The following is an 18433-nucleotide window of genomic DNA, read 5'->3' on the forward strand; positions in this document are numbered from 1 at the left end:
TCGAACAGCGAGGGCAACTGAAAAAGTTAAAAAAAATTGCGACTATATTCCCTCTATAATGAATATTTTTTACTAGGTTCAAAAATTGTTTTTGAACGAAAATATGATAGCTTCATTTCTGTACATTTATCCATGAAAAAGCGGAATCTCTTTAAAAAAAAGTGATACCGCTCAAGTATTATTGATTCTGTATGAACAAAATACTCATGAAAACATTTTGCGAAAAATTGTGTCAAATATGTGTCAACGATTGAAGCTTTGAACCGATGACCCGCTCTCCTGGTAAGACGTCACGGTGCACGACCGCGCCCGCGCCGATGACGGCACCGTCCCCGATGGTTACCCCTGGCAGGATGGTAACGTTCGCACCGATCAATACGCCATCACCGATGATGACGTCCCCGATCCGATACTCGTCTACGAGATACTCATGACAGAGGATCGTCGAATTGAATCCGATGACCGTATTGCGACCAATCGTGATACGTTCCGGGAACATGACGTCCGGTGTGACCATGAGAGCAAGGGCACTATATTCTCCGATATTCATCCCGAGGAACGTCTGGTAAAGCCAACGCTTTGCCTTCACCGACGGAAAGTAACGACCGACCAGAACGACCGTCGTGTTTTTGAAGACACGCAGAAAGCGAATCGTCTGATACATTTGCCAAAGCGGATTCGGTCCCTCGATGTGATATCGTGTCGTCTTACGCATGAATACTGACCTCGTCTAGCCACGCCTCGAAATGTTCCATCGAGTCGATGATGACGTCCGGTTCGAGCGATTCGAGGAATGGACGCCCTTTGAGGGCCCAGCCTACAGCGACCGTCTTCGTTCCGGCATTTTTCCCGCTGAAGATATCCGTGTCGTTGTCTCCGACCATGACGGCGCGTTCTGGTGACGAGTCGAGTGCTTGTAGTGCACGCTCGACCGGTTCAGCGTGAGGTTTTTCGTTCTCGACATCATCCGCTGTCACGACGACGTCAAATAAGTGGTCGATATTGAACAATCGAAGACCGCGCTCGACTACCGGACGACCTTTCGACGTGACGATGCCCATCTTGTATCCTTTCGCATGAAGGCGATATAGCCCCTCGATGACTCCTGGGTACTCTGCGACGAGTTGGTCATGCATGGCGATGTTGAAGCTCCGATAGAAGGCTTGCATCTCTTTCCATTCCGGCTCGTTGAGTTCACGGAACGACTTTTCGAGCGTCGGTCCGATGAATCGATAAATGTCTTCATCCCGATACGTATGTTCCGGGAAATAATAGTCGAAAGTATGGCGGAAACTCGCGATAATGAGTGGGTTCGTATCGAGTAATGTACCGTCTAAATCAAATAAGATCGTATCCATTAATCAAACAATCCTTTCTCTGATGGGTCGTTGTAACGTTTCGCCTTGCGACGAAGAATCATCGTGACGATACCGAAGAGGATCAAGGCGATTGACACCATTTGCGCCGCGCGCAAATCTCCGGACATGAGACTGTCCGTACGAAGTCCCTCGATATAGAAGCGACCGATTGAGTACCAGACGAGGTATGACAAGAAGATATAACCACGTCGTGGATTGCCAATCATGCGCCACGCGACGAGAAGGATGACCCCGATGATATTCCATACACTTTCATATAAGAAGGTCGGGATATAATAAGTCCCATCGATGTACATCTGATTGACTATCCAGTCTGGTAGCATGAGCGTATCTTGCAAGAAACTACGCGTCGTCTCGCCACCATGTGCCTCTTGGTTCATAAAGTTTCCCCAACGCCCAATGGCTTGTCCAAGAAGAAGCGATGGCGCCAAGATGTCCGTCACTTTCCAGAACGACATCGACTTTCGCATACAATAGACGATGACGACAAGGAGAGCACCGAAGATGGCTCCATGAATGGCAATCCCACCTTGACGAATGTCGATGATTTGTCCGAGGTTCTCTGAATAATAATCCCATTGGAACGTCACGTAATAAATGCGTGCGAAGACGATGCTGATCGGAATCGACCAGATGACGACATCCACGAGTCGTTCCGAATCATAATTGATACGTTTTGCTTCGTATAAGGCGAGGACGAGACCAAGCATCGCCCCGAAGGCGATAATCATGCCGTACCAATAGATTGGCAAAGAGCCAATCTCAAACGCCACACGATCAAATGTCGGTTCTACCATGCTCACAAGTCTCCTTCAGTATCCTGAATCGCGTTCGCGAGACGTTCCGCGAACTCTTCAGCCGTATTGATTCCCATATTTTGCAGACGATAGTTCATCGCTGCGACCTCGATGATGACTGCCAAGTTTCGACCAGGTCGAACGGGGATGGTCAAGAGCGGAACTTCACTGTCGATGATTTTCATCGTGTTGTGGTCGAGTCCGACACGGTCGTATACTTTGCCCGCGTCCCAGTTCTCCAAGTTGACGATGAGACTGATCTTTTTATGCGACCGAACCGCACCCGCACCGAACAACGTCATGACGTCGATGATGCCAATCCCACGAATCTCGAGCAGGTGACGAATGAGCTTCGGTGCTGATCCGACGAGGAGCTGGTCCCCCGTTTGACGAATCTCGACTGAATCATCGGCGACGAGGCGGTGCCCCCGTTTGACGAGTTCAAGTGCCGTCTCAGATTTCCCGACACCACTCTGGCCCTTGATGAGGACACCAACACCGTAAATATCCACGAGCACACCGTGCATCGCCGTCATCGGTGCTAGTTCCATCTCTAGGAAGTTCGTAATTTGTGATTCGATCGATGTCGTCACCGCATTCGTCCGCATGAGAGGAACGTTTGCCGCTTCCGCCTCTTCTTCGATTTCTTTTGGAATATCGAAGCCACGCGTGATTAAAATTCCTGGCGTCTGTTCCGTACACAAGATTTTAGCTCGTTCACGACGCTTCTCTTCCGAGAGGCTCGCATAGAATGTCAACTCCGTCTTCCCAAGCACTTGCAGGCGGTTTTTGGCATAGTGCGTATAATAGCCAGCAAGGACGAGACCCGGTCGACTCAGGTCGGGTGTTGCGACCGGTCGATGAAGTCCTTCCTCTCCCGCAATGACTTGAAGTTTAAAACGCTCAACAACTTGAGCGGTACGTACGATATTTTGCATCAGTATCTGCCCCTTTCACGCTCATTATTGTATCATAGCTCTTTCTAAGACGGGCTAGGGAAGTGATGAAGAACGTGTCAAAAAATTGTTGAAACCATCCTATTACACCGTTCGTATGTAGGGTATAGGCTAACTAGGAGGTGGAATAATGGAAGGTTTATTTGGAATTGTCATCTTATTTGCGCTAGTGATTGGAATTGGGTCCCTCGTTTACATCATCAAATCGTTAATCGATATGTGGAAAGAATATGCTGCGACGAAAAACGAGACGATCTTGCTCTTGTTCATCTTGAACATCATCGGATTCTTCTTGTCCGGAGCGCTCATCTCCATGATTGTCGCCATCATCTTCTATTGGAATCGCTCGAAGTCGATGCGCCTTCTTGGAATCATTCTCTTGATTGCCGGACCGGTTCTCTTCATCGTGTTTGCTATCAGCGCCTTCACTCTGTTTGATACACAGATGATGGATTGGCAACAGATGGAGTACGAAATGAATCTATAATCAAAAAATCCCGAAGGCTCAGCCTTCGGGATTTTCTTATTGTTGATGGAACGGATTGTTCAAATCGCCCGGGTCGACAGGATCGACCGGGTCAGCCGGTTCCACTTTATCTTCATCGAGGAATGTGGATGGCGTATAGACCGAACCGTGCTCCAAATCGATTGTACCGGTACGCGTCCCCGCCTCGACTTCGATACGAGGGGTTTGACCGCGACCCGATAAGAATTCCAGACGACGCTGTGCGACGTCCTTGCGGTCACGGATGATTTCGAGCTCATCAAGCAAGCAATGCAGACCACCGAAATTCGTCTCGAGCTCCCCTTCGACCTCGACGCCGTGTGGTAACACGAGTCGAATGTTCCCGGCGAGTGACGCGAGTTCAAACTTCGCAGGACGAGCTGTCGCCAGTTCCGCGCGGATGTTTCCGTTCCCGGTCTTGAGGGAAGCTTTATCGTACTTCCCACCGACGATGACGGCACCGTTTCCGGTCCGAACGTGAACGAGTTCCGCTTCGACACCTTCGACCTCGACCGTCCCATTACCAGTGTTCAGTAATAGTTCGGATGCATGCACGTCATGGAGCACGACACGCCCGTTTGCGGTTTGCACACGAACGTTCTCAACATCGAGACCATCGGCACGGACTTCACCGTTCAACGTTTGAACAAGAAGATGGTTGAAATGGTGGTGCGGGACGTACAGTTCCACGTGGGCCCGGACGAGTTTATCACGGAGCGAAACGACGAGACGATCACCAATGACAGAGTGCTTAACCGCAGACTGTAACTGTTCGAGCGCCTTATCCGCATCTTGTTGGCGAAGCGGACGACCCGTGACAATCAGTTCACAATCTTCGGCATCAGACGAAACAATCGTCGCCGACGCGTTGAACAGGTCGAGCGAGATATCGCTACCTGTGAACGGGAACGACTTCGAATACGTCACTTCCGGACCAAAGTTCGAGCTGAATGAGAAGTCGCTGTCGCGAAGTTTCGTCACGAGCCCTTCCACTGCAGATGTCAGTTTCGTTGTGAGCGATTCAACCGAATAGGCATCGACCTTTTCTGTATCCTGTCGCTCTTCAAGCGCTTGAACCTGTTCCGGTTCAAGTCGCTCGAGACGTTCGAGTTGCGTCATCGCCTCCTCGATCGTCATCTTGCCTTCCTTCACTTGCTGGAGAATCAGTTCACGCATTTCTTGTTTCACGTTCGTTTTCCCCCTTCAATTTGGTTGCACGTCAATTACCTTCCCGTTTCTCACCATTTCTATACTTATTTCTTTTTTCCTGCTTTCGGTTTCACTCGGGCTGCATCTCGTTCGAGAACCGGCTTCAAATACTTACCGGTATACGAGCCTGACACTTCCGCGACTTCTTCTGGTGTCCCCGTTGCGACGATGAGTCCGCCACCATCTCCACCCTCTGGTCCGAGGTCAATCAAATAATCGGCCGACTTGATGACATCGAGGTTATGCTCGATGACGAGCACCGTGTCCCCGTTCTCGACAAGACGTTGCAACACTTTCAACAAGCGCGCGATGTCGTCGACGTGAAGACCGGTCGTCGGTTCGTCCAGAATATAAATCGTTTTCCCGGTCGACCGTTTATGAAGTTCCGAAGCGAGTTTGACACGCTGGGCTTCCCCACCCGAAAGTTCCGTCGCCGGCTGACCGAGTTTCATATAGCCAAGACCGACGTCATAAATCGTTTGAATCTTCCGCTTGATTTTCGGAATCTTGTCAAAGAATTCGAGTCCTTCCTCAATCGTCATATCAAGGACGTCTGCGATCGTCTTTCCTTTGTACTTCACTTCGAGCGTTTCACGATTATAGCGTTTCCCGTGACAGACCTCACACGGAACGTAGACGTCAGGAAGGAAGTGCATCTCGATTTTGATGATCCCATCCCCACGACATGCTTCACAGCGCCCGCCTTTAACGTTGAAACTGAAACGTCCCTTCTTATAGCCGCGCATCTTCGCTTCATTCGTCGAGGCGAAGACGTCACGAATATCATCAAAGACACCCGTATACGTGGCCGGGTTCGAACGAGGGGTCCGTCCAATCGGGGATTGGTCGATATCGATGACCTTATCGATATGCTCAAGTCCTTCAATCTTCTTGTGCTTGCCTGGCTTCGCTTTGGCCCGGTTCATATTGTGCGCGAGCGATTTGTAGAGAATCTCATTGATGAGGGTCGATTTACCCGATCCCGAGACCCCTGTTACGGCAACGAACATCCCGAGTGGAATGGAAACGTCGACGTCTTTTAGATTGTTCTCTTCTGCTTTGACGATCTTTAAGAAACGTTCGTCTGGCATCTTCCGTTCAGCCGGAAGTGGGATGAACTTCTTCCCGGCAAGATATTGACCGGTGAGCGAGTTTTTATTTTTCATCAATTGTTTCGGTGTCCCGGCTGCGATGACCTGTCCGCCATGTTCTCCTGCGCCTGGTCCGATATCGATCAAGTAGTCGGCTTCCATCATCGTGTCCTCGTCATGCTCGACGACGATGAGCGTGTTTCCGATGTCCCGCATCTGTTTGAGGGTCGAAATCAACCGGTCGTTATCACGTTGATGAAGACCGATGGATGGTTCGTCAAGGACATACAAGACACCCGTGAGACGAGACCCAATTTGTGTCGCGAGACGAATCCGCTGAGCCTCCCCACCCGAGAGTGTTCCAGCGGCACGAGAGAGCGTCAAGTAGTCGAGACCGACGTTATTCAAAAAACTGAGTCGTTCCCGAATCTCTTGGAGGATGAGACGGGCGATGGCGATCTCTTTCTCGCTCAACTGCTCGTTGAGTCCTTCAAAGAACGCGAGTGCGTTCACGACCGATTTCTCCGTCACTTGCCCGACATGCTGACCCGTGATCTTGACGGCGAGCGACTCTTCTTTTAAGCGATAGCCGTGACATGTCGGACACGCATGTGTCGCCATGTACATTTCCATCTGCTCACGGATATAGTCGGATGTCGTCTCTCGGTAACGGCGCTCGATGTTACGGAGCACCCCTTCAAAGAAAATGGTATTCGTGCGCACTTGACCGAAGTCGTTCTCGTAGCGGAAGAGGAACGATTCCTCCGAAGATCCGTTCAAGACGAGGTCCTGATCACGTTTTGATAGGCGCTCGAACGGGACGTCCATGTCGATGTTGAAATGCTGGCACATCGCAGCCAAAAGTTGTGGATAGTACTGGGAACTTGTCGGTTGCCATGCGGCAATCGCCCCCTCTTTCAACGTCTTCGACGGGTCCGGGATGACGAGTTCTGGGTCGACGTCTAGTTTCGTCCCAAGACCATCACACGTCGGACATGCACCGAATGGCGAGTTGAATGAGAACATCCGAGGTTCGAGTTCGCCGATGGAGAACCCGCAGATCGGACAGGCGTGATGCTCACTGAAGAGGAGCTCGGTGCCATCCATCTTATCGATAATGACACGGCCGTCCGCAAGACGTAATGCCGTCTCGAGTGAGTCGGCGAGGCGCCCTTCGACGTCAGGTCGGACGACGAGGCGGTCGACGACGACTTCAATCGAATGCTTCTTGTTTTTATCGAGCTCAATCTCATCCGTCAATTCAATCGTTTCACCATTGACACGGACACGGACGAATCCCTCTTTCTTTAACGAGTCGAATACTTTCACGTGCGTCCCTTTCCGACCCGACACGATTGGCGCCAAAATCTGGAGTCGTGTCCGCTCCGGCAACTCCATCACCTGGTCGACCATCTGTGAAATCGTTTGACTCGAGATCTCGATGCCGTGGTTCGGACAGACCGGTTTCCCGATTCGTGCAAACAATAGACGAAGGTAATCATAAATCTCGGTCACCGTACCGACCGTCGAACGCGGGTTACGACTCGTCGTCTTCTGGTCAATCGAGATGGCCGGGCTAAGTCCTTCAATCGTATCGACGTCTGGCTTATCCATCTGTCCAAGGAACTGACGGGCATAGGCGGATAAGCTCTCGACGTACCGACGCTGTCCTTCCGCATAAATCGTATCGAACGCAAGTGACGATTTCCCGGAGCCGGACAAGCCCGTCAAGACGACGAGCTGGTCACGTGGGATATCGATGTCAATATTTTTTAAATTGTTGACGCGTGCCCCTTTGATGACAATCGCATTTTTCTTTTCAGCCATTTAATTCCCTACCTTCAACTCCAAGATTAAGTCACGCAATTCGGCCGCGCGTTCGAACTGGAGATCGCGTGCCGCTTGCTTCATTTCTTCTTCCAACTTGGCAATCGCCGCCTCGCGTTCGGCCGGCTTCATCGTACTGAGCGATTCGAGTGCTTCCTCTTCCGCCTCGACCGTCGCCCGAATGACCCCTCGGACGTCTTTTCGAATCGTCTGCGGTGTGATGCCATGTTCTTCATTATAAGCCTGTTGAATCGACCGACGACGATCCGTCTCTTCGATGGCACGCGCCATCGAATCGGTCATCTTGTCCGCGAACAAGATGACATGTCCGTTCGCGTTACGCGCCGCTCGTCCAATCGTCTGGATGAGCGAACGATCGGAACGAAGGAATCCTTCCTTATCGGCATCGAGAATCGTCACGAGGCTGACCTCTGGAATGTCAAGACCCTCCCGCAACAAGTTGATTCCGACGAGCACGTCATATTTACCGAGACGAAGGTCACGAATGATTTCGATTCGCTCGAGCGTCTTGATTTCGGAGTGCATATAGTTGACCTTGATTCCCGCTTCGCGTAAGTAATCGGATAGGTCCTCTGCCATCTTCTTCGTGAGCGTCGTCACGAGCACGCGCTCGTCGCGCTTGATGCGTTCGCGAATCTGATCCATCAAGTAGTCAATCTGACCTTTGATTGGATGAATCTCGATTGTCGGATCAAGTAACCCGGTCGGACGGATGATTTGCTCAATCATGTTCGGCGTATGTTCGAGTTCGTACGGACCTGGTGTCGCCGAGATGAAAATCGCTTGTGAGACTTTCTTCTCGAACTCATCGAACTTGAGCGGGCGGTTATCCTTCGCCGAAGGGAGACGGAAGCCGTGGTCGACGAGCACTTGTTTCCGTGCCTGATCCCCGTTGTACATCCCGCGTACTTGCGGGAGCGTCACGTGCGACTCATCAGCGACGAGTAAAAAATCTTCCGGGAAGTAATCGATTAACGTGTACGGGGTTGAACCTTCAGGCATCAAGTTCAAGTGTCGCGAATAGTTCTCGATTCCTGAACAATACCCCATCTCACGCATCATTTCCAAATCGTAATGCGTTCGTTGCTCGAGTCGTTGCGCTTCTAAGAGCTTCCCTTCTTCGCGGAACTTCTCAAGTTGTTCCTCAAGTTCCGCTTCGATGTTGACGATTGCCTTTTGCAATTTTTCGTCGCGTGTGACGAAGTGGGATGCCGGGAAGATGGCGACGTGATCACGGTCTGCGATGATTTCACCCGTCAACGGATCCATCTCACGGATGCGGTCGATCTCGTCTCCGAAGAACTCGATGCGCATGCAGTGTTCGTCACGCGATGCTGGGAAGATCTCGACGACGTCCCCGCGGACACGGAAACGTCCACGCTGGAAATCGATATCGTTTCGTTCATATTGAATGTCGATGAGTTTACGTAACATCTCGTCACGTCCCATCTCTTTCCCGACGCGAAGGCTCAAGACGAGGCTCCGATATTCTTCCGGGTTACCGAGACCATAAATACAGGAGACAGATGAGACGATGATGACGTCATCGCGCTCAAAGAGAGCCGACGTCGCCGAGTGACGCAGCTTATCGATTTCATCATTGATTGAAGCATCCTTCTCAATGAACGTATCCGTCGACGGCACGTACGCTTCCGGTTGATAATAGTCATAGTAACTGACGAAGTACTCGACCGCGTTGTTCGGGAAGAACTCTTTGAACTCCGAGTAGAGCTGACCGGCGAGCGTCTTGTTATGGGCGAGGACGAGTGTCGGCTTCTTTACTTCTTGAATGACGTTCGAGACGGTAAACGTTTTACCCGTACCCGTTGCACCGAGGAGCGTCTGATACCGGTCACCTCGATTTACACCTTCGACAAGCTGTCGAATCGCTTCAGGCTGGTCGCCTCCTGGTTGAAATTCAGATTGTAATGCAAACGGAATCGATTCCATAAGATACTCCTCACCTTCTCATTTCATAAGTGTCTTGATTATACCATAGACACGAACAAATATTCGCTTATTAGCTTGTAGGTTAATTCATTTTATTTCTTTTTTCATTCAATCCATTGTTCATTTCTTTTTCCTTTACTGTCTCAAAAGAAACATCTTGTTCCATCCAAATCATCACATCAAGATTTCAACAGAATCACTTTTGTGGCATAAAGCATTACACTTTTCAGATTGGACTATGTCCCTAGTAAATTGGAATGCTTGAAATATCCGAAAAAAACATCCACTTCGTGAACGTTTCGCTCTGCTTCTTAACTCTTTTGTGAAGTTTACAGCTGTAAATGTGAACATTTGTAGGAAAAAAGTAGGATTTTTTAAAAACACTGTTTTAAAACGCTTACATTTTGGGCATATAATGAAGTGGTAAGTCAAATTGCATAAGGGAGAAAGGGGAGTATCACATGTCAGCATTTGTCAGTGAAATTATTGGTACGATGCTATTGATTCTGCTCGGTAACGGTGTCGTCGCCGGCGTCGTCCTCCGCCATTCCAAAGCGGAAAACTCTGGCTGGATTGTCATCACAATGGGTTGGGGTCTTGCCGTTATGGTCGGGGTCTACGCAGCCGGAATTTACGGAGGCGCTCACATCAACCCTGCCGTCACGATTGGTCTCGCGACAGCAGGCGAATTCCCATGGGCTGATGTCCCACTTTACATCCTCGCTCAGTTTATTGGAGCCATCATCGGGGCATGTTTGGTTTATGTCCACTACAAGCCGCACTATGATGCGACAGACGATCCTGGTTTAAAACTGGCGACGTTCTCGACAGCTCCAGGTATTCGAAGCACGCCGTACAACTTGATTGGTGAGATTATCGGAACATTCGTCCTTGTCTTTGCATTGTTGTCATTCGGGGCAAACACATTCGCAGACGGACTCAATCCACTCATCGTTGGTTTCTTGATTGTATCGATTGGTCTTTCGCTCGGTGGTACGACGGGATATGCGATCAACCCGGCACGTGACCTTGGGCCACGTATCGCACACGCATTCCTTCCAATTAAAGGAAAAGGATCTTCAGATTGGGGTTATTCATGGATCCCGGTCGTCGGTCCGATTATCGGTGCGATTATTGCCGCACTCATCTACGGTATTCTCGTCCCTTAACACATAATTTTGAAGGAGGAAATCACATATGGCGAAAGAAAAACGTTATATTTTAGCATTGGACCAAGGAACGACAAGTTCACGGGCAATCATCTTTGATCATGATGGAAAAATTGTCACAGTCGCACAGCGCGAATTCAAACAATACTTCCCAAAACCAGGCTGGGTCGAGCACAACGCCAATGAGATTTGGGGTTCTGTCCTCGCCGTTATGGCGGAAGCGTTCGGTTCTGCTGATATCGACCCGAATGAGATTGCCGGAATCGGGATCACGAACCAACGTGAAACAGCTGTCGTTTGGGAAAAGGAAACAGGACGCCCTGTCTATAACGCCGTCGTCTGGCAATCCCGTCAAACCGCCGACATCTGTGAAGAGCTGAAAGCAGCCGGTCATTCCGATATGGTCCGCGACAAAACAGGTCTCCTCATCGATGCCTACTTCTCAGGAACGAAAGTCAAATGGATTCTTGACAACGTCGAGGGTGCACGTGAAAAAGCTGAGAACGGCGAACTCCTCTTCGGGACAATCGACACGTGGCTCATCTGGAAACTCTCTGGTGGAAAAGCACACGTAACCGATTACTCGAACGCATCGCGTACACTCATGTACAACATCTACGAGCAGAAGTGGGATGACGAGTTACTCGAGATCTTGACAGTGCCTAAATCAATGCTTCCTGAAGTCAAACCGTCAAGTGAAGTCTATGCGAACACGATTCCATACCACTTCTTCGGATTCGAAGTCCCGATTGCCGGAGCTGCAGGTGACCAACAGGCCGCCTTGTTCGGACAAACTTGCTTCGAAAAAGGTGAGGCGAAAAACACGTATGGAACAGGTTGTTTCATGCTCATGAACACGGGAGAAGAAGCCGTCAAATCTGATCACGGTCTCTTGACGACAATCGCTTGGGGCTATAACGGGAAAGTAGAATACGCGCTCGAAGGTTCAATCTTCGTCGCCGGTTCGGCGATCCAGTGGCTCCGTGACGGATTGCGGATGTTGAAATCAGCGAAAGACTCGGAACAGTATGCGACACGGATTGAATCAACTGACGGTGTCTACGTCGTTCCTGCCTTCGTCGGTCTCGGTGCACCGTATTGGAACTCGGACGTCCGTGGTGCCATCTTCGGTCTCACACGTGGGACAGAGAAAGAACAGATGGTCCGGGCGACAATCGAGTCACTCGCTTACCAGACACGTGACGTCCTCACGTCGATGGAGAATGACTCAGGCATCAACTTGAAGACGCTTCGCGTCGACGGTGGGGCCGTCAGTAACAACTTCCTCATGCAGTTCCAATCGGACATTCTCAACGTCCCGGTCGAGCGTCCTGAAGTGAGTGAAACGACTGCACTCGGTGCCGCCTACTTGGCAGGTCTCGCCGTTGGATTCTGGAAAGACCAAGCCGAAGTCAAAGAACAGTGGAAACTCGACAAGAAATTCGATCCAAACATGGATGAGTCTCATCGCGAAGCCCTCTACAAAGGATGGCAACACGCTGTCGAAGCCACAATGGCATTCAAGCCTTCAAAACTTGATGTATAAGACGAACGGGCATCCTCACGGGTGCCCTTTTTGTATGCAAAAAAGAGTACCCATGACGGATACTCTTACAGTTTACGTAAGCGAACTCTCGGGCTCGTTGGTTCCCCGACGAACAAAATTCCGAGCTCATGTGGATCGGTCTCATACATCGCTCGTTGAACGAATCGGATATCCCCGTTCAGATTCAATACTTCCAGTTTGATGTACGGCTTATGTTGCTGGAGCGCCTCATAAAAACTATGCCCTCCTGTGATGACCGTCCCGTTGACTTTATAGATCGATTCACCCGGGATGAGCTGCATCGTCTCCCCAGGTGAGTTCGGTAACGTGTCGACGATGACCGCCCCACGGTTTCCATTGATGAAAACGGGTGTCGTTCCCCGATTCTCGCGTTTGATCCATTGTAAGCCGAGCTCATAGAGGACGAATAGCGTCAATACTACATAGTCGACATATGGAATCTCAAACGCATATGAGAGGCCGAATAAACCGAGAGCGATCAAAGCGAGTATGGCACGATAATTGCTCAATCGTGCGAGAAGCGTTCCTGGTAAGGCGCCGGTCGACAATAAACTGACCCCGATGGGAATCGGAAGAATGATGGGCACCATCGGCCAGTCGAGACCGAACATCGGTGGCACGAAGACGACGAGCGGGAAAAACCAAATCCGTTTGACGACATGCCCTCCGATAAACTGCCCCCGTTTCGACAAGATCAAGGTCGGGGATGTCTCTTTTGGTCCGTTCCAACGCAAGAGAATCGCTTCCGCAAGGGTGACGAGGCCGAATGTGAGCGCATAGACCGTCCAATCGACCTGAGCGAGTGCTGCTACCCAATCACGAAGCGCCCCATATGCGACAACATCGCGTAACAAGACGACCCCGAACAACACGAGAAGAGGCAGCACCGGATTAAAGAATCGCGGATGCATCGTCAAGACGACGAGCGTATAGAGAATCGTGAACGAGACGGCCCACTCAAACGTGATGGTCGTCTCGAGTAAAATCGTCACGGCCGATGAGAGGACCGCTAACAGAAGACTCGGCCAGATGAAATGTCTCCATTCCGACTTCGGTGAGCGACGTCTCGAACGGAACATGGCCCGTTCTCGCTTGACCCGTGTCAGCGATATGTATGTAAGGGCGACGAGTGTCACCCAAAACAGCGGACTACCTAACAACGTCAATAAAGCCGTAACACCCATTCGTACAACTTCCACGCGGTCCAACCCTTTCTTTCATACAACGTTATTTTGCGGCTTCTTCAAGCGCACGATTCAATTGGGCGTCATTCGCCTCATCTTGAATCGCTTCGAGCAACTTCGCTTCGAGTGCAGAGGCTGTCTCTTCATCGACAGTTCCAGAAGCCTCGAGACCATTGTCTGTCTGGAATGCTTTCACGGCGTTCGCCATCGTGTCCCCGTAATATCCCGGCTGACCGCCTGGCTCATAGCCGATTCCAGTTAAAATTTTATGCAAGTTCGAGACGGCGTCACCGTAATCTCCGACTTGGAGCGACTCTTCTTCTGTCAGGACACGGGTCACGTTGAAGAAGTCCGGTTGCTCCACTTCAATGTCCGGCTCAATGCCCTTCTTGTTAATCCAATTTCCGTCCGGTGTGAGCCACTTGCTCGTCGTCAATTTCAAGTTACTGCCGTCCTCTAAGTCGAACGCCGTCTGGACGACACCTTTTCCGAACGTCTTCGTCCCGATGATGGTCGCGCCTGCTCCTTCTTTCATCGCACCAGTCAAAATCTCAGATGCCGAGGCAGAACCCTCATCCGTCAAGACAAACAGGTCATACGGTTTCGCTTCACGAGCGCGACCGTTTTGTGCATCACGGTCACCGTCCGCATTCTCGATTTGGACGACCGGTTTTGATGTCGGGACGAACCCTTCCGACATCTCGATGACGGCAGGCAAGAGACCTCCCGGATTTCCACGAACATCGATGATCAAGCTATCGATTTCTTCTGACTCGAGTTGCTCGAGTTGTTCGAGGAATTCATCAGCCGTCGGTTCTGAGAATTGGGTGACTTGGAGATACCCAATCTTTTTACCGTCTTTCTCTTTCACTTCAGAGAAGACCGTCTCGATTGGAATCGTGTCACGTATGATCTCGTAGTCCGCCGTCTGACTTCCACGGCGAATCGTCAATGTGACGGTCGTCCCTTTTTCTCCTCGAATCAATTGGACGGCCTCCTGTACATCCATCCCTTCAATCGACTCCCCGTCGACCGCTGTGATGATGTCACCAGGACGAAGTCCAGCCTCTTCGGCCGGAGCGCCTTTGATCGGAGCGACAATTAAGATGTCCTCTCCTTTCTTCTCCAAAGTCGCGCCGATTCCTTCAAAACTCGATTCAATCGAGTCCGTAAATTGTGACGTTTCTTCCGCATCCAAGAAATCCGAATACGGGTCGTTCAGCGCTGCGGTCATCCCGTCGAGCGCACCGGTCAATAAATCGTCTTCTGAGATGTCCTGTAACGAATGTTCTTCAATCAAATCACGTACTTGGTCGACTTTATCCCAGCCTTCCGCATTCGTTTGAATGGGAAGCGATGTGTCTGTAAACGCCATCGTCGCAAGGCCTGCACCGGCCCCAGCCACGAACGTTGTGCCAGCGAGTAGTCCTGCGGTTGAATTTTTCACGGGTTGGTCCCTCATTTCTCTTTGTAAGTCTTTTCATTAGTATAGCAAAAACTAGAGGAAAAGCGGACGCGTTCCACATATTTGGGACGCGTCCGCTTCTGTCAGTATCCAATATACGGGGCCGGGTCAATTGCGTTCGGCTGTCCCGGTGCCCATTTCCCTCGGTGTAACTCAAAATGAAGATGGGGTCCCGTCGACCAGCCGGTATTGCCAAGCGTTCCGACCGTCTGTCCCGCCGCCACTTGTTGACCGGCTCCGACTGTGATCGCATTTAAATGGGCATAGACGGTCGTCCAAATCTCACCGTTGATGACATGCGAAACGAAGACGACATTTCCATACCCGGTCGCCGGTGCCGCCTTGATGACGACACCTGGTGCGCTTGACACGATTGGTGTTCCAGACGCATTGACGAGATCAATGCCCTTGTGAATCTCCGGCACACCTGTCAACGGGTTGTCTCGTGGACCGAACGGACTAGACACATAACCGGACACAGGACGAACGAATCCCGTGGACGTGGACACATTCGTCGGTGTTTCGGTTGGTGCGGTCACTTCTGGTGCCTCCTCGACCTCCGACTCACGGGCTTCCGCTTCTGCTCGCTCTTCAGCGGCACGCGCCTCAGCTTCACGTTTGGCACGTTCCGCTGCCTCTGCGGCTTCTCGTTCGGCAGTCGCAATCGCCTCTAGTTGTTCACTGATGATGCGGTTCTGTTCAGCCATGACCGCCTGCTCTTCACTGCGCGTCATCTTTTCGAGCTCGAGCTGCTCTACTTGTTCGTTCAGTTCAACCAACAGGTCACGTTTCTTCTCGGCCGTCCGGTCAAGGTCTTGCTTGGTGATGACGAGCTCGCGCTCTTTTTGCTTGATGAAAGAGAGCTGGGTACGTTGTGTCGACTCGAGCGACTCCAAACGTTCCATCTCACTCATATAATTATGTATGAGCTCCCGGTCCTGTTCAGCGATCGTGCGGGCCGTCATAGCCCGTGTCACGAAGTCGCCGAAGGAACGGGACTCAAAAATGACTTGTAAATAGGAAGTGTCTTCATGTACTTGCAAAACGCGAAGGCGCTCGTTCACGAGTTCCTTCTGGCTTTCCAAGTATTCTTCCTGAACGGAAAGTTGTTGGCGGGTCGACTCGAGTTCTGCCCGGGCTGTATCGACCTCATGCTGCTGAATGGCGATTTGTTCGCTCAATTCATTCAACCGGTCGTCGACGACGTGTATTTCCGTCTTCACGGCATCACGCTCTGCCTCGGTGATCTCGAGTTCGGCATCCGTCTCGGCCTGCGCTTTTTTCGACTCCTCCAACTCATTGGACAGTCGATCTTGTCGAGCTTTCAACGTGTCTTTCTCTGTCGCCATGACCGGCATGGCAAGTAACGATACACACAACCCTAGCGCAAGCGAACGTTTCATCCGCCAACTCCTCCTTATTTAAGTTAGATTTTCAAGAAACGACCGAGCGATGTCGTCGATCCCCAGATTCCGATGAACGCACCGAGTGCAAGTAAAACAAGCGATACTTGGACTGTTAGCGTCGATGGATCAATCAACTTAAATATATCACTATTCAATTGATCAAGCGATGGTTGTAAAGCACTATATGCAACGTCATATCCGAAATAAATGACAAGAATCGGGACGAGAGCCCCAAGCATTCCAAGGAGCAATCCTTCGATAAAGAACGGCCAGCGGATAAAGCTGTTTTTCGCTCCGACGAGTCGCATGATTTCAATCTCACGGCGACGCGAGAAGATTGTCATTTTAATCGTATTTGAGATCAAGAACATCGCCATCAATGTCAAACCGACAATCAACGCGAGTCCACCGATGCGAATCCCGTTGAAGAAAGCAAACATTTTATCGATGTAGTCTTTTCCGTATTTCACATCGTCCACATTATCGAGTGAACCGACCGATTTGGCCACTTCCTCTAGTTCTGTCGGGTCTTGTGCTTTGACGATATAGCGAGCGTGGAGCGGGTTATCTTTTTCGACCGTTCCGTATGCAGCCGCATCATCGCCGAGCTGGTCTTGGAACTTCGCTAGCTCATCTTCTTTTGAACTGAACGTGACCGTCGAGACGCCCGGCACCTGTTCAATGTTCTCTCCGAGTTTCTCAACCGAGTTCTCATCCGCTGTACGAGTGATGAACACTTGAATCTCGACATCATTTTCGACGTTATCTGAAATTTCATTGATGTTGAACATGACGAGTGCGAATACACCGACAAGTAGCAACGTAATGGTCACGGCACTAATCGCCGCGAACGACATCCATCCATTCCGAAGTGTTCCTTTGAACCCTTCACGCAAATGGCGCAATCCAGTCTTAAATATCATAGCCATATGCTCCTTTCTCTTCATCGCGCACGACTTTCCCGTTCTCAATCGCGATGACGCGGTGACGAATCTTATCGACGATGTCACGGTTGTGTGTTGCCATGACGATTGTCGCTCCGCGGCGGTGAATCTCTTCAAACACTTCCATGATGCCCCATGCTGTTTCCGGGTCTAAGTTCCCTGTCGGCTCATCGGCGATGATCAATTTTGGCTTATTGACGATTGCACGAGCAATCGAGACACGTTGTTGTTCTCCACCTGATAGTTCGTCCGGATAGTTGCGCGCCTTGTTCTTCAATCCGACAAGGTTCAACACATCCATGACTTGTTTCCGAATCGAAGACGTATCCGCTCCTACAACTTCTAATGCGAACGCTACGTTCTCATATACCGTAAGTGACGGCAACAATTTGAAGTCTTGGAAGATAACGCCGAGTTGACGGCGTAGCTTCGGAACGTGTCGGTCTTTAATTTTCCCGACATCGAGTCCGTCAATCAACAATTGACCGGCTGTCGGCTTCTCCTCACGATAAATCATCTTCATGAACGTCGACTTTCCGGCACCGGAAGGCCCGACGACATAAAGGAACTCGCCGTCGCGAATCTCTAGATCGAGGTCATCCATGGCGACGACGCCGTTCGGATATACTTTACTGACTTTTTGCATCGAGATCATAACGTATTCCCTACCCTTTTTAAATTATTTTTAAGCATCTATGACGAATTTGAATCAATTATTTTAGTTACTGTATATTTCGCCTAGAGTCTTTTTTACAGGAAACGGCTCCCTCTGTCAAGGTGTCGCTTTTTTATGTTAGCCTGGTCAAAAAATCATCTAGGGCATATGTTGAAGCGACTACAATTATATCAATCCGACTTTTAAAACACCATTACAGGATTGTTTCAGTTCGATTGAGTTCGATGTGAAAATGTCGCGAAGAAACTCGCTTTCTTATTCCCCAAGAGAATATTGAAACCGCACTT

At 50.4% G+C, this 18433-nt stretch carries 15 protein-coding genes; 3 read left to right on the forward strand and 12 right to left on the reverse strand.

The window, feature by feature from the left end:
* Window positions 1-232 precede the first annotated feature (232 nt).
* Genes KNO78_RS07180 through hprK form a run of 4 tightly spaced genes read right to left on the reverse strand, consistent with a single transcriptional unit; the run spans window position 233 to window position 3114 of the window.
* Window positions 233-715, reverse strand: coding sequence for an acyltransferase (locus KNO78_RS07180; protein ID WP_074036278.1), 483 nt, complete (start codon window positions 713-715; stop codon window positions 233-235).
* Window positions 708-1358: a pyrophosphatase PpaX gene (ppaX, locus tag KNO78_RS07185; protein ID WP_159562639.1), complete on the reverse strand. Its 651-nt coding sequence runs from the start codon at window positions 1356-1358 to the stop codon at window positions 708-710. Before ppaX ends, KNO78_RS07180 begins: the two co-directional genes overlap by 8 nt.
* Window positions 1358-2176, reverse strand: coding sequence for a prolipoprotein diacylglyceryl transferase (gene lgt, locus KNO78_RS07190; protein ID WP_074036274.1), 819 nt, complete (start codon window positions 2174-2176; stop codon window positions 1358-1360). Before lgt ends, ppaX begins: the two co-directional genes overlap by 1 nt.
* Window positions 2177-2178: 2 nt before the next feature.
* Window positions 2179-3114, reverse strand: a complete 936-nt coding sequence (gene hprK / locus KNO78_RS07195) for an HPr(Ser) kinase/phosphatase (protein WP_012726929.1) — start codon at window positions 3112-3114, stop codon at window positions 2179-2181.
* A 148-nt stretch (window positions 3115-3262) separates the two neighbouring features.
* On the opposite strand from hprK, the gene KNO78_RS07200 reads away from it, so the two are divergent.
* Entirely contained in the window at window positions 3263-3619 is a 357-nt protein-coding gene (locus KNO78_RS07200; protein WP_012726930.1) for a hypothetical protein, read from the forward strand.
* A 36-nt stretch (window positions 3620-3655) separates the two neighbouring features.
* Here KNO78_RS07200 and KNO78_RS07205 read toward each other — a convergent pair whose 3' ends face one another.
* From KNO78_RS07205 to uvrB, 3 genes are all read right to left on the reverse strand, one after another.
* Window positions 3656-4825: a DUF4097 family beta strand repeat-containing protein gene (locus KNO78_RS07205; RefSeq protein ID WP_012726931.1), complete on the reverse strand. Its 1170-nt coding sequence runs from the start codon at window positions 4823-4825 to the stop codon at window positions 3656-3658.
* Window positions 4826-4890: 65 nt separating this feature from the next.
* Window positions 4891-7764 (reverse strand): excinuclease ABC subunit UvrA, encoded by a 2874-nt coding sequence (gene uvrA, locus KNO78_RS07210; protein ID WP_047795081.1) that lies wholly within the window; start codon window positions 7762-7764, stop codon window positions 4891-4893.
* Window positions 7765-9735 (reverse strand): excinuclease ABC subunit UvrB, encoded by a 1971-nt coding sequence (uvrB, locus tag KNO78_RS07215; protein WP_214690650.1) that lies wholly within the window; start codon window positions 9733-9735, stop codon window positions 7765-7767. It abuts the gene before it with no gap.
* Between the two features lie 461 nt (window positions 9736-10196).
* On the opposite strand from uvrB, the gene KNO78_RS07220 reads away from it, so the two are divergent.
* Window positions 10197-10904, forward strand: coding sequence for an MIP/aquaporin family protein (locus KNO78_RS07220; protein ID WP_047795079.1), 708 nt, complete (start codon window positions 10197-10199; stop codon window positions 10902-10904).
* Window positions 10905-10932: 28 nt separating this feature from the next.
* Window positions 10933-12450 carry a glycerol kinase GlpK gene (gene glpK / locus KNO78_RS07225; RefSeq protein ID WP_047795078.1) on the forward strand — a complete coding sequence of 506 codons (1518 nt, stop codon included), beginning with the start codon at window positions 10933-10935 and terminating at the stop codon, window positions 12448-12450.
* A 65-nt stretch (window positions 12451-12515) separates the two neighbouring features.
* Here glpK and KNO78_RS07230 read toward each other — a convergent pair whose 3' ends face one another.
* The 5 genes from KNO78_RS07230 to ftsE all read right to left on the reverse strand — a co-directional run bounded on the left by KNO78_RS07230 (window position 12516) and on the right by ftsE (window position 18125).
* A complete protein-coding gene (locus tag KNO78_RS07230) occupies window positions 12516-13670 on the reverse strand; it encodes a PDZ domain-containing protein (RefSeq protein ID WP_308162657.1) in 1155 nt (384 codons plus the stop codon).
* A gap of 28 nt (window positions 13671-13698) precedes the next feature.
* Window positions 13699-15102: a S41 family peptidase gene (locus tag KNO78_RS07235; protein WP_047795076.1), complete on the reverse strand. Its 1404-nt coding sequence runs from the start codon at window positions 15100-15102 to the stop codon at window positions 13699-13701.
* A gap of 101 nt (window positions 15103-15203) precedes the next feature.
* Window positions 15204-16523: a murein hydrolase activator EnvC family protein gene (locus KNO78_RS07240; RefSeq protein ID WP_047795075.1), complete on the reverse strand. Its 1320-nt coding sequence runs from the start codon at window positions 16521-16523 to the stop codon at window positions 15204-15206.
* A 23-nt stretch (window positions 16524-16546) separates the two neighbouring features.
* Window positions 16547-17449 carry a permease-like cell division protein FtsX gene (gene ftsX, locus KNO78_RS07245; RefSeq protein ID WP_031422854.1) on the reverse strand — a complete coding sequence of 301 codons (903 nt, stop codon included), beginning with the start codon at window positions 17447-17449 and terminating at the stop codon, window positions 16547-16549.
* On the reverse strand, window positions 17439-18125 hold the full coding sequence (ftsE, locus tag KNO78_RS07250) for a cell division ATP-binding protein FtsE (RefSeq protein ID WP_047795074.1): 687 nt from the start codon (window positions 18123-18125) through the stop codon (window positions 17439-17441). Before ftsE ends, ftsX begins: the two co-directional genes overlap by 11 nt.
* Window positions 18126-18433 lie beyond the last annotated feature (308 nt).

Source organism: Exiguobacterium sp. s132, assembly GCF_018617235.1.
GTDB classification, from domain to species: domain Bacteria; phylum Bacillota; class Bacilli; order Exiguobacteriales; family Exiguobacteriaceae; genus Exiguobacterium; species Exiguobacterium profundum.

Excerpts from the sequence above, each read along its gene's own strand:
- KNO78_RS07180 (WP_074036278.1), bottom strand. The coding sequence starts at position 715 with ATGCGTAAGACGACACGATATCACATCGAGGGACCGAATCCGCTTTGG.
- ppaX (WP_159562639.1), bottom strand. The coding sequence starts at position 1,358 with ATGGATACGATCTTATTTGATTTAGACGGTACATTACTCGATACGAAC.
- lgt (WP_074036274.1), bottom strand. The coding sequence starts at position 2,176 with ATGGTAGAACCGACATTTGATCGTGTGGCGTTTGAGATTGGCTCTTTG.
- hprK (WP_012726929.1), bottom strand. The coding sequence starts at position 3,114 with ATGCAAAATATCGTACGTACCGCTCAAGTTGTTGAGCGTTTTAAACTT.
- KNO78_RS07200 (WP_012726930.1), top strand. The coding sequence starts at position 3,263 with ATGGAAGGTTTATTTGGAATTGTCATCTTATTTGCGCTAGTGATTGGA.
- uvrA (WP_047795081.1), bottom strand. The coding sequence starts at position 7,764 with ATGGCTGAAAAGAAAAATGCGATTGTCATCAAAGGGGCACGCGTCAAC.
- uvrB (WP_214690650.1), bottom strand. The coding sequence starts at position 9,735 with ATGGAATCGATTCCGTTTGCATTACAATCTGAATTTCAACCAGGAGGC.
- KNO78_RS07220 (WP_047795079.1), top strand. The coding sequence starts at position 10,197 with ATGTCAGCATTTGTCAGTGAAATTATTGGTACGATGCTATTGATTCTG.
- glpK (WP_047795078.1), top strand. The coding sequence starts at position 10,933 with ATGGCGAAAGAAAAACGTTATATTTTAGCATTGGACCAAGGAACGACA.
- KNO78_RS07240 (WP_047795075.1), bottom strand. The coding sequence starts at position 16,523 with ATGAAACGTTCGCTTGCGCTAGGGTTGTGTGTATCGTTACTTGCCATG.
- ftsX (WP_031422854.1), bottom strand. The coding sequence starts at position 17,449 with ATGATATTTAAGACTGGATTGCGCCATTTGCGTGAAGGGTTCAAAGGA.
- ftsE (WP_047795074.1), bottom strand. The coding sequence starts at position 18,125 with ATGATCTCGATGCAAAAAGTCAGTAAAGTATATCCGAACGGCGTCGTC.